Annotated in this window: 9 protein-coding genes and 2 pseudogenes; 8 read left to right on the top strand and 3 right to left on the bottom strand. The window is 64.9% G+C overall.

From position 1 onward, the window contains the following. Nucleotides 1-117: 117 nt before the first annotated feature. The 8 genes and pseudogenes from BLT71_RS10175 to BLT71_RS20790 all read left to right on the top strand — a co-directional run. On the top strand, nucleotides 118-1,155 hold the full coding sequence (locus BLT71_RS10175) for a hydroxyacid dehydrogenase (protein WP_091719729.1): 1,038 nt from the start codon (nucleotides 118-120) through the stop codon (nucleotides 1,153-1,155). Between the two features lie 4 nt (nucleotides 1,156-1,159). Next, nucleotides 1,160-2,515 carry a sulfatase family protein gene (locus BLT71_RS10170; protein WP_091719727.1) on the top strand — a complete coding sequence of 452 codons (1,356 nt, stop codon included), beginning with the start codon at nucleotides 1,160-1,162 and terminating at the stop codon, nucleotides 2,513-2,515. Between the two features lie 7 nt (nucleotides 2,516-2,522). Then, nucleotides 2,523-3,812 (top strand): extracellular solute-binding protein, encoded by a 1,290-nt coding sequence (locus tag BLT71_RS10165; RefSeq protein ID WP_091719725.1) that lies wholly within the window; start codon nucleotides 2,523-2,525, stop codon nucleotides 3,810-3,812. Between the two features lie 24 nt (nucleotides 3,813-3,836). After that, complete coding sequence (locus BLT71_RS10160; protein WP_091719723.1) at nucleotides 3,837-4,772, top strand: carbohydrate ABC transporter permease; 936 nt, start codon at nucleotides 3,837-3,839, stop codon at nucleotides 4,770-4,772. Further along, nucleotides 4,769-5,629 carry a carbohydrate ABC transporter permease gene (locus BLT71_RS10155; protein ID WP_231994251.1) on the top strand — a complete coding sequence of 287 codons (861 nt, stop codon included), beginning with the start codon at nucleotides 4,769-4,771 and terminating at the stop codon, nucleotides 5,627-5,629. The genes BLT71_RS10160 and BLT71_RS10155 overlap by 4 nt, the downstream gene beginning before the upstream one ends. Then, nucleotides 5,626-6,573, top strand: a complete 948-nt coding sequence (locus BLT71_RS10150; protein WP_091719720.1) for a Gfo/Idh/MocA family protein — start codon at nucleotides 5,626-5,628, stop codon at nucleotides 6,571-6,573. The genes BLT71_RS10155 and BLT71_RS10150 overlap by 4 nt, the downstream gene beginning before the upstream one ends. Nucleotides 6,574-6,724: 151 nt before the next feature. Beyond that, nucleotides 6,725-7,661, top strand: a pseudogene (locus BLT71_RS10145) (formylglycine-generating enzyme family protein). Between the two features lie 28 nt (nucleotides 7,662-7,689). Further along, nucleotides 7,690-8,073, top strand: a pseudogene (locus BLT71_RS20790) (YidH family protein); the annotation flags it as partial. 808 nt (nucleotides 8,074-8,881) lie between these two features. Here the strand turns inward: BLT71_RS20790 and BLT71_RS10135 are convergent. From BLT71_RS10135 to BLT71_RS10125, 3 genes are all read right to left on the bottom strand, one after another. Further along, nucleotides 8,882-9,499 carry a hypothetical protein gene (locus tag BLT71_RS10135; RefSeq protein ID WP_091719718.1) on the bottom strand — a complete coding sequence of 206 codons (618 nt, stop codon included), beginning with the start codon at nucleotides 9,497-9,499 and terminating at the stop codon, nucleotides 8,882-8,884. Between the two features lie 44 nt (nucleotides 9,500-9,543). Next, nucleotides 9,544-9,984, bottom strand: coding sequence for a sortase domain-containing protein (locus tag BLT71_RS20785; protein ID WP_231994249.1), 441 nt, complete (start codon nucleotides 9,982-9,984; stop codon nucleotides 9,544-9,546). 279 nt (nucleotides 9,985-10,263) lie between these two features. Further along, nucleotides 10,264-11,031: a CHRD domain-containing protein gene (locus BLT71_RS10125; protein WP_091719712.1), complete on the bottom strand. Its 768-nt coding sequence runs from the start codon at nucleotides 11,029-11,031 to the stop codon at nucleotides 10,264-10,266. Nucleotides 11,032-11,602: the final 571 nt, after the last annotated feature.

The following is an 11,602-nucleotide window of genomic DNA, read 5'->3' as shown; positions in this document are numbered from 1 at the left end:
ACGCCGCATGGGAACTCCCCCATTCTGGCATCGGCCGCCGGATGGCTGCTTGTCTCCGTCCATTGTACTTATTTTAGTCATTGACAAAACTAACTACAGGTCAGTAGCGTCGTCGCCATGAACCTCAACGACGGCGTTGTACGCTCACCCAACGCTTCCCCACTCCGGATTCTCCTGGGCATCCCCGAGGCCGAATTCGACGCCTTCTTCCCCGCAGACACCTTGGGCGCCCTCAGCGGGCTGGGCCAGATCACCATCGCCGAACCAGCGGCTTTGCAGTCCCCCGGGGCTTTCGAAGCCGCCGCAGGCGAGGCAGAAGTAGCCATCACGGCGTGGGGCTTCCCGCGCCTCGACGCCGAACGCCTGGCCATGGCCCCAAAACTCCGCTGCGTCCTCCACGCAGCCTCGTCCGTACACTTCCTGGTCAGTGACGACTTCTGGGACGCGGGCATTCCCATCTCGCAGTCCGGGGCGGCAATGGCACCTGCGGTTGCCGAACTCTCCCTTGTTTTCACGCTGGCCCTGCTGCGCCGCCTCGAACTCATGGACGTCAGGCTCCGCTCAGGCGCCACGTGGGACGAAGCCCGCAACGTCAGGCGTGCGCGGGAGATTTCCGGCGCACGCATCGGCGTCGTGGGGGCGTCGCGCACGGGCCGCCGCTATGTCGAGGCCTGCCTCGCTCTCGGCGCCGACGTCAGCATCTACGATCCGTACCTCACGGCAGACGATGTGCTGGCCGCACGCTCAACCACGCTGGACTCCTTGCTGGCCGGGAGTGATGTGGTAGCCATCCACGCACCGGACACCCCGGAAACCCGGGGGCTCATCGGCAAACAGCAGCTGGCACTCCTCAAAGATGGCGCCGCCTTCGTCAATACCGCCCGCTCCACGATCGTGGACATGGCTGCCCTTTTCGCCGAAGTGTCCTCAGGCCGGATCGACGCCGCACTGGATGTGTTCGATGACGAGCCGCTGCCGGCAGACGATCCCTGGCGCGGCCTCCCCAACGCCCTCCTCACCCCGCACATCGCCGGCGCCACGGAGGATTCCCGGCGCAGGGCCGGCCTCATCGTGGTGGACGAACTCCGCCGCTTCCTTGCCGGTCAGCCACTGGAACACGCCCTGACCCGCACCGATCTGGAAAGGATGGGCTAGTCCCATGCGCAACATCCTCCTGCTGCACTGCCACGACCTGGGCCGCTTCCTGGGAAGCTACGGGGTGGGCAGCGTCTCCACTCCCCACCTCGATGCCCTGGCCGGCGAATCGGCGTTGTTTGAGCAGGCCTTCGCCACTGCACCGCACTGCAGCCCGGCCCGTGCCTCGCTGTTCACGGGCACCTACCCCCAAAGCAATGGAGTCCTCGGCCTCACCCACGATCCTTTCGCCTGGGACCTCAACGAACCCCGCCTCCACATCGCGAACCGCCTCAAGTCCGTGGGCTACCGGACTGAACTGGTGGGCGTGCACCACGAATCACGCGTACTGCCCGATGACGAAGTCGCCACCAGGCTCGGGTTTGACCGCGCCAGGACCGGCGGTGCGCGCGACGTCGTCGTCAGCCGCGCGACTGATGCCCTCCACAGAATGGCCGCCGGCGGCAGTCCGTTCTACCTCCAGGTCGGCTTCACCGAACCCCACCGCGTCCCCTCACAGCACGACCGTCCCGGCGTCATGGGCTTCCTGGCCGACGGCGTCGCGCCGGACGCATCGCGTGGACACAACATCCCGCCGTACCTGCTGGACGATTCAGGTTCCCGCGAGGAGATCGCCGAGCTCCAAGGCGCCGTGAAGCACATGGACGAAGGCGTGGGACGCATCCTCGCAGAACTCGACGCACTGGGCCTCCGCGAGAACACCGTGGTGCTGTTCACCACGGATCACGGACTCGCGCTGCCACGCGCCAAATGCACCCTGTACGACGCCGGACTGGAAGTTGCGCTGATGCTGCGCGTTCCAGGAAACACGGCTTGGTCAGGGAGACGGATAGCGGACATCGTCAGCCATGTGGACGTGCTGCCGACGTTGCTGGATATTTCCGGCCACACAGTGCCAGCGGACCTGCCGGGGACCAGCCTCCGGGCGGCGGTGGAAAGCGGCGAACCCGTCCGCCAACACTGCTTCAGCCAGTTGACCTTCCACACCTACTACGACCCCAAACGGTCAGTGCGGACCTCCACGCACAAGCTGATCGTCAACTTCTCCAACGCACCCCGCGCCATGGATCCCACCCAATCCTGGGTCCACCGCAGCCTGCCCGTGGACCTGGGCGGCCCCACCATCGGCACCAGCCCGGCCTTGGAACTCTATGACCTCGGCGCGGACCCGGCGGAACTGGACAACGAGGCCGGCAATCCGGCCCAAGCGGAAATCCTCCGGCAACTGTCCGCCGCGCTCTTCGCCTGGATGCGGGAGACGGACGATCCCCTCCTGGAACCCGCACCCACCCACGCCGCGCGCCACAGCATTGCGCTCAAACACCTCCACGACGCCAGCCTCACCCCCAGCAGAAAGTAAACCGATCATGTTCACACGAAAACTGCACCGGCCCGCAGCCTTGGCTGCCGCCGTCGTTACCGCAACAGCCCTGGCCCTGACCGCCTGCGGCGGCCCTTCCTCATCGTCGAGCGACGCCGGGCCGGCAAACGGCAAAGTCACTCTCTGGATGTACCCCGTCATCAAGGACGAGACGGCCAGCAAGAAGTTCTGGCAGGACACCGAGGCCGCCTTCGAAAAAGCCAACCCGGGAATCGACCTGACCATCGAACTGCAAACGTTCGACAAGCGCGATGCCCAGATTTCGGCGGCGTTGGCCGCCGGCTCAGGACCCGACGTCGTGCTCATTACGCCCGACCAGGCAGCCACCTACCGGAACGTCCGCGGGCTGCTGCCGGTGGACGACGCCGTGTCCAAAGACAAAAACTCCTTCTACCCGAACACCCTGGACGCCGCGGCCTTCGACGAGCAACTGTTCGGCGTGCCCCTGTTCCAGAACATCAACACCACCGCCTACAACACCAAGATCTTCAAGGACGCCGGTCTGGAACTGCCGAAGACCTGGGACGACCTCCGGGCGGCCGCACCTGTGCTGGCCAAACAGGGCGTCGCCGTCATGGACTACGCGGGCAGCCCTGAACAGACCCTGAACCTGTCCTTCTATCCGTTGCTGTGGCAGGCCGGTGGCAAGGTCTTCAGCGATGACGCCAAGGACATTGCTTTCGATTCGGCAGAGGGCGAATCCGCTCTGCAACTCCTGGTGGACCTCAAGAAGGCCGGAGGCCTGCCCATCGACGCCGCCACGGATGGCCCCAAGGTGGAGGGCGCTCCGATCGCCACCGGCAAGGCTGCCATGCGGGCCACTACCTCCCTGCCTGAGCTCAAGCAGATGCGGGCCGCCCTGGGAGCAGAGAACGTTGCCCTCGGAGAACCCCTGACGGGCAAGGACCAGGCAACGTATGGGAACCCCGGCCTCCTGGCGCTGACCTCCATCAACAAGAAGGAAAACCGGCAAGCCGCTTACACGGTGATGGACTACCTGAGCTCGGCCGCCTCGCAGAAAGCCCTCAACGCCGCCGCAGGCAACCTGCCTACCCGCGAGGACGCTGCCGTCCTCGGTGACGATGCGGATTCCAAAGCCATGGCAGCCGCACTCAAGGCCGCGAACCCCGGCGAATCCTCACCGGTAGCCCGCCAAGTGATGGGTGCCCTCGCACCGAACATCCAGGCCGCCCTCCGCGGCGACCTCACACCCAAGGAAGCCCTGGCCAAGGCCGCCACGGAAGCCCGCGGCATCCTGCAGCGCGCGGCCCGCTGATCCGATCCAGCAGATAGGTTTCCCATGTCCATCCAAACCCAGCCCCGCTCCACCGCCAGCGCGGCCGCACCGCCACCTGCTCCGCTGAAGAAGGTCCGCAACCGGGAGGCCCTGGCCGGCATCCTCTTCGTCCTACCCACGCTGATGATCTTCGGGCTCTTCAAATTCCTGCCCATCTTCGGGGCGGGGGCCATGAGCCTGACCCAGTACAGCCTGAACGGTGATTTCGAGTTTCTGGGCGCCGACAACTACACGCGCCTCGCGGCCGACCCGAATTTCTGGCAAAGCCTGCGCGTCACGTTCATCTACGTGGCGATCTTCGTTCCGTTCATCATCGCCGTCTCCCTGGCCGGGGCCGTCCTGCTGGACAAACTGGTCCGTTTCACCGGTACGTTCCGGGCACTCCTGTTCATCCCCTACCTGAGCTCGTTCGTCATGGCAGGCATCATCTGGACCTGGATATTCTCCACCGACGGTCCCCTGAACGCGGCACTCGGTGGGATGGGCCTGGGTCCGGTGCCGTTCACGTCCGGCCCGCAACTCCTGGTGCTGCTGTCCCTGGCAGTGGTGTCGGTGTGGAAAGGCTTCGGCTACTCCATGCTGATCTTCCTCGCCGGGCTTAAGGCGCAGCCAGCCGAAGTCCACGAGGCCGCCCGGATCGACGGCGCAGGAGCCTGGAAGTCGTTCTGGTACGTGACGTTGCCGCTCCTGAAACCCGTGGTGTTCTTCGTCCTGATCATTGAGACGATCGTCGGCTTTCAGGGCTTCGACACTATCTACGTCATGACCGGCGGCGGACCCGCCCGGGCCAGCCACAGCCTCATCTACTTCCTGTTCGACGAAGGCTTCAAATTCTTCGACTTCGGCTATGCCTCGGCCGTGGGTGTGGTGCTGTTCCTGATTGTGCTGGTGCTGTCCCTGGTCCAGCAACGCTTCTTCGAAGGAAAGGACTCCAAGTGACAGCCGTCATCTCCCCACCCGCCCCTCCGGGCTCCAAACGGCGCAGCACCGAGAAGCGCCGGCAAAGGACCCTCACCTGGGTCCTCGCGGTGATCTCCCTCTTCACCGTGGCGCCCTTGCTCGCCGTCGTCGTCCTGGCGCTCTCCCCCGCCGATGCCCCAACCATTCCGTACGCTGTGCCGTCGTCGTTGACCTTCGACAACATCGTCCGGATCTTCAACGTGGGCGAATTCCCGCTCTGGTTCTGGAACTCCTTCGCGTACTCCGCAGTGTCCGTAGTGGTTGTCCTGCTCACCGCTTCCATGGCCGCCTACGCCCTGGCCCGTAAACGATTCCCGGGACGCAACGCCCTGCTGTGGGCGATCATCGCCACCCTGATGGTTCCGGTGCAGGCCACACTTATTCCCACGTTCATCCTCATCTCCAAGATGGGCGGAGTTAACACGCTCTGGGGCCTCATCCTGCCCACGCTGGCCAACGCACAAGCCATCTTCCTGATCCGGCAATTCGTGAAAGACATGCCCGAGGAACTCTTCGACGCCGCCCGCATCGACGGAGCCGGGGAATGGCGGACCTTCGCCCAGATAGTGCTGCCCTTGATCCGGCCGGTTCTGGCAACCCTCGCAATCTTCGTGTTTCTCTGGCATTGGAATGACCTCCTGTGGCCACTCGTCGTGGGCCAATCGGACACCGCCCGCACCTTGACCGTGGGCCTGGCCACCCTCAACACCGAAACCGCGTCCACGTCCAACGTCATGGCCGCCACCTTGGTCAGCTTCATCCCCTGCCTGGTGATTTTTGCCCTCCTGCAAAAGCACATCGTCGCGAGCATCACCCACAGCGGAGTCAAGGGATGAGCACTGATTCTGCTGCACCGATCCGGTTCGGCCTGATCGGCGTGGATTCGCCACATGCGCCGTCGTTCACGCGCCTCTTCGGGAACGGGTTCGACGGCGTGGTCCCCGGCGGAACGGTGACACACGCCTGGAAGGGGGTGCCGGCGTCGGACTTTCCGTTGAGCCGCGACCGCAATGACGACTTTGCCGCCCAAGTGGCCGCGCTTGGGGTTACGCTGTGCGATTCGCCGGAGGCTGTGGCCGAAGCCTGCGATGCCCTGCTGATCGTTGCCGCCGACACCCGCACCCACCCGGAGTACTTCAGACGGGTGGTGGAGTTCGGCAAGCCCATATATGTGGACACCCGTTTTGCGTTGTCACTTGCCGACGCCAAGCGCATGCTTGAACTGGCCGGCGCCTCCGGCAGCCTCGTTCTGACAGGATCCCCCAAACGCTTCACACCAGAGTTCCGGGCCGTACAGTCCCGCGGCCCCGCCCGACAAATATCGCTCACCGGTCCCATGCCGACTCAACCCGGACACCCAGGCCTGGCCTGGTACGGTGTCCACCTCATTGACCTGGCAGTTGCTTCCCTCGGACCCGCGGCCGGACCGTCAGGTACAGTCACCGTCCACTCCCACAAAACCGCCAACCCTGCCGGCACAACGGACGTAACGATCAGTTGGGAGGACGGACGCGAGGCGACGTTCCGGGGCGAGTCAGCCTGGAGCCCCCTAACAAGCGGGACTATCAAGACAAATGAAAGGACGAAAAGCTTTTCTATCGAGGCCTGCCCTGAGATGCTGACAGGCCTCCTAACCAACATCGTCGAGTCCATCCGCGCTGACAAACCAAACCTGCCAGCAGACGAAGTCCTCAGCATCGTGGCCCTCATCGAAGCCGCTAACCGGAGCATAGACAGCGGGACTCCCGTGACCACAGGAGACATTCGATGGCCCTGTTGACAGAGCAAAATGTAAGAGGTGGCATCGATAGCGCCGGCCCACCACCCGCCGTGACGTACCAGCCTTCAACCAATATCAACGGTGGCGAGTACACGGCCATCGGCGACAAAGCATTCGGCAGTTCACCCATCCCCACTTCAGAGTGCCGGGCATGAACTCCGGAGATTCGGCCCACGTCAAGCATCCGACCGCGAAGACCTGCTGCACGCCGTCAAGAACAATGACCACCGTACGAAGCAAAACCAACTTACCGGTTTCCTCCGAGCGCCAGCTGCGGCCACACGATGAAGTGAGGCTCCCGGGCGGAAACTTTCAGATGGGCGATCATTTCGGAGAGGGATACGCATCCGACGGGGAAGAACCCGTCCACACCGTTACGTTGCCTTCCTTTACCATCGACGTCACAGCCGTGACCAACAGACAGTTTGCAGGCTTTGTGAATGCCACTGCCTATCGCACTGAAGCGGAAAAATATGGCACATCAGCCGTCTTCCACCTCCTGGTCAAAGCCGCCGGCCCGGACATTCTCGGTGCTGCCACGGGCTCACCTTGGTGGCTCAACGTTCGAGGAGCCGATTGGGCCCACCCTGCAGGCCCAAAATCGCACTGGAGCGAGTACCCAGACCACCCCGTTGTCCAGGTTTCCCACAACGATGCCCGAGCATACTGCGATTGGGCGGGACGGCGGCTCCCTTCCGAAGCCGAATGGGAATACGCCGCTCGCGGCGGCCTCGAAGGGAAAAGGTACTCGTGGGGCAACGAGCTCGTTCCCGCCACACACCACCACTGCAACATCTGGCAAGGCACCTTTCCAACACAGAACACCGCCGACGACGGCTATATCGGCACAGCCCCGGTGGCCAGTTACCCGGCCAACGGCTACGGACTTTACGACATGGCAGGCAACGTCTGGGAATGGTGTGCAGACTGGTTCTTACCCAAGTACTACCGCGCATCCCCTGCGGAGAATCCTCAAGGACCCACGATCGGAGCCGGGCGTGTGATGCTACCGCGTTGCCGCACGCACTTCCAACACACCCGAATCGTCCTCCGGCAACCTGGGCTTTCGGACCATCGCGCTGGTTTGAACAGCCATCGGCAACAAGGGACTCCTATGTGAAAGCTACGGGCTCACAAGATGGCGGACGAAACCGCCTATCAAACCAGATTCTGGGCTGCGGAACAGAACCGGATCCGCGGTTCACGCTGGCCAACGAACGCACTTTCCTTGCCTGGATCCGCACCTCCTTGGCACTGCGCGCGGCAGGTGTAGCCCGTCGAAGTCTTGATGGCTGACCCCCTCGCCCGGGAGTTACGCAGAACCATCGCGGTTCTCCTCCTTATGCTCGCCCTCGTCCTAGGTGCGGCTCGATCTTCCGATGGTTGAACGTCGAACGCGCCATGCGAAAGAGGGCCCCGCTGCCGCTAGCCTGGATCACGCGCATCCTCGCCAGCGGTGGGGCCCTCGTCGCGGCCGCAATGGTCACTTTCGTCCTCGTCGGCACCGTCTGGCGCCGTGCCGTTACCCAAACCTGCCCCGAGATATGGCGCCGCTGGCCTGAACGCAGGCAACTCGCATGGGGCCCGCACCACGCTGTCCATGCTGTTGCCGGCGCAACCCTTCTCCGCTGGCTGCCCCACCACGGCTGGTTTGTCAGCGCCCTTATCGCAGTCATGATGGCCTTCCAAAAACCAACGCGATACTAAAACCGGGATCATCATGTTGTTCCCGCTCGACCGGCGCATGAATAGGTGTTGGACAACAACGGCCAACCCGACAAAACCGGAACGAGGAACCACATCACCCCAGCTCAGCAATCAGAGTGCCCACCAGCCAGGACACTGACCCCGCCACCCCACACACCTGCATAGGCCCACGCGGCAGCCAGGCCAAAGCCCGCACCCACAGCGTCAGAGGGGCTTGGGGTGCGCTTCCCGGCACAGCAGAGTGCTTCATGTGCCTGGGAGAGGTGTCCGGCTGGATTCTGGTCGGTGTTCGGTAGTCGGCCGTGTTCACGGTCCTTGCGGCGCGGCAAGGGTGTGGGGAAACAGGTAACGGCTACTCGCGCCGGACACGTGCCCGGGACCGTAGCGTGATGTCCGGGTCGGCGGCGTGGGTGCCGGGTGGAGACCGGGACCTACCCCAGCTGCCGCCGACCCACCTTAACCCGCTGGTCAGCATGATTGTTCAGTTGTCGCGGCACCCAGACGGCGGACCTGCACGGTGGTTGATCCGACAAGCGAAGGGCACAACTCTCTGGGCTGCTTCCCTTCCCCAGCCCGAGTCGCTCTGGCCCCGGGCCACGGCCTACGGGTGTTTGATCCAGCATTCGAGGATGGTGGTGGAGAGTTGGTAGGCCAGGGCGTTGCGGGTGATGTTGTCCGGCCCGAGCGTGGCCGTCAGGGCGCTGGCGTTGACGTGGAGGATGAAGTTGTCCTTCTGGAAGACTGCCGACCCGTCGGCCGTCTCGTAGGCGGGGAACCCGAGGCTGGCGAGCCCGGTGATAGGCGTGGCCTTCTCGGCGAGGGCCTGCATGGCGTTGAAGTAGGTCAGGGCGGCCGCCTGGTCATCTGCTTCCTGGACGGAGACGACGAGGTCTCCGTCGTTCAGATGGTAGGTGCAGGTGAAGGTGTTGTTCGCCCAGGTGTTGTCGGTGTCGGGTGCCGGGTCAAGGTCGAGGATCGATGTGAGGGCGTTCTTGGGCTGGTCACCGCAGACCATGAGGGCTGCGGCGCTGGGCCCGTCCTTGACCGACTTGTGTGCCGAGGCCGTCCCGCCGCCGTGGTGACCCGTGGCCGGCCCGGACTGCGTCTGCGACGACGAGGGCGCGGGGGCCGGTGCTGCTGCGCTGGTGGCGGCGCAGCCGGAAAGCAGCAGGGCGGTCAGGGTCAGGAGGGTGAGCGACGGTGTGGCGTGGTGTTTCATGGCTCGTCTCCGTCTCTACCGCCGCGGTGCGTGGCGGTGCGTTGTCAGGGTGTGAGGGTGGCGTAGATGACGTAGTTATCGTCAAACAGGCCCGTGGCGGGGTCGTATCCGTCGCAGGTGATGAGCCTGAGTTCGGCGGCGTCGGTGTTGCCGTAGACCTCCAGGGTCGGGAAGTCGTTCTTGGAATACAGGGCGCCGCGGTCAACGGTGAACTCTGCGGTGCTGCCGTCAGCGCGGCTGATGCTGATCTCGCTGCCTGGCTCGAGGTCGCGCAGGCCGGCGAAGACCCCGGTGGCGCCGCCGAGGGCGTTGACGTGACCCAGGATCACGGCCGGGCCGCGCGCTCCCGGGGTTGGTGAGCCGTTGTACCAGCTGGCGGGTGCGCCGTGCCCGGTGTCCTGGGGGACTTCCAGGGCGCCGTTGGTTCGCAAGCCAAGGTGCAGCAGGTCTGTCCGCACCCCGATCGAGGGAATGCTCAGCGTCACAGGATCCGAGGAGCCCATGACCTGGGGAAGCGCCGCCGCGGGTGCAGCGGGCGGCCCGGCCGGCGCGGTAGCCGTAGCCGCCCCGGACTGCGGGACCGCCGGCGATGCGGTGTCGGATGTGGCTGACGGTGACGGGACGGCTGCGCCCGTGTCGGGGCTGGGGCTAGGTCCGCAGCCGGTGAGGGTTAGGGCGAGCAGGAGCCCGGCCGCCGTGGGGGCCCCAAGACCTCCACGGTGACCGGAATACCTGCTGTGCGTCAGGATCGGAGTGCCTGACTCTTAGGCCGCGGTGCGGCGGCGGATTGCGTAGGCGCCGCCGGCGAGGGCTACGAGAGTCAGGCCGCCGCCGATGGCCAGGGCGGTGGCGTCGGTGCCGGTGTCCTGGGTGATGCCGGTGTCAGCGCCGCCGGTGGGCATCTGCATCTGCCCGGCCTTCAACGTTCCGCACAGCGCAGGTGATGTCGCGGCCAGTGGCAGGCTTGGCACCAGATCGCTCTTGGCCGCCTGACCGGCGGCGCTCAAGGTGGCTGGGTCCAGGCCGTGAACGACGACGACGGCCGTGCCGGCCTCGAGGGCGGCCTTGGTCTCGGCGTTCAGTTCGAAGGTCCTGTCCACAGTGTAGGCCGCGCCCTGTCCGGCGACCTTCAGGTCAAGACCCGCAGCAGGGCTGGTATCCCCGCTGGTCGAGAGGGTGGTGACAATCGCCCCGTAGGACGGGGCACCCTCTGTGGTGGAAACAACCTGGTCACCGTCCTTGTCCGCCGACGGCGCCGGGCACACGCCCTGGGCGCCGCCGTGGATGTGCTGCACGTGCGGATACGGGGCATCCATGAACGTCGCGGGCAGGCCCGAGACCTTCAGCACGGCGTGGGCCTGGTTGCCGGTGACGTCAACCGTGACAGAGCCGGAGGCGCTACTGCCGTTCAGCTGACCCAGGGTCGACTGGTAATGGTCGGAACCGTCGTGGGCCATGGCCGGGACCCCGGAGAGGGCCAAAGCCCCGAGAGCGAGCGTGGGAACTGCGAGGAAGCGAAGTGCCTTATTCATCGGAAAAATCTCCTCATGCAAGTGATGGGTTGTTTCCAAGCAAATGACAGGAGGTACTTCGCAGCGGTCACCAGCCCCGGATGGGTGCCAATGTGGCACGGAACACATGACCGGGCCGGCGTGGACGCCATCGCACGCCGAGCTGCCCAGGTGCTGTTCCGCGTCCAGGCATGGCGGTGATGCTCGCCGGCCCCTCCGTTGCGGACCACTGACCTGCACACTTGAGGCGCCGTGCACACTGATTCCGTGAGCAGAGGGGAAGGGATGTCAGTCCCGCTGGCACCGGCCTGCGGTGATCGCAACCGCAGGCCGGTCCCCACGTGCGGCAAATCCCAACCTGACGCTCGAATGCCCGCTGCTGGCGCCCGATAAAAGCAGACGTAAGTGTGGACAATGTCCGCACCCTCTTTGGCAGGACAATCGCCGGCTCGGCGCTCCCGGGTCGCCCTCAATCTGCTCACGCAGATAGCCGATCACCGAAAACGGGTTAGTCATGTAGTCCCCGCTCCCCCGGCACATGAAGAGGTGTAGGCCATCAAAGGCCCATCTGACGGAACCGGAACGAGGAAGC

The sequence above is a fragment of the Pseudarthrobacter equi genome, assembly GCF_900105535.1.
GTDB classification, from domain to species: domain Bacteria; phylum Actinomycetota; class Actinomycetes; order Actinomycetales; family Micrococcaceae; genus Arthrobacter; species Arthrobacter equi.
This window is presented reverse-complemented; position numbering and strand designations above follow the sequence as displayed.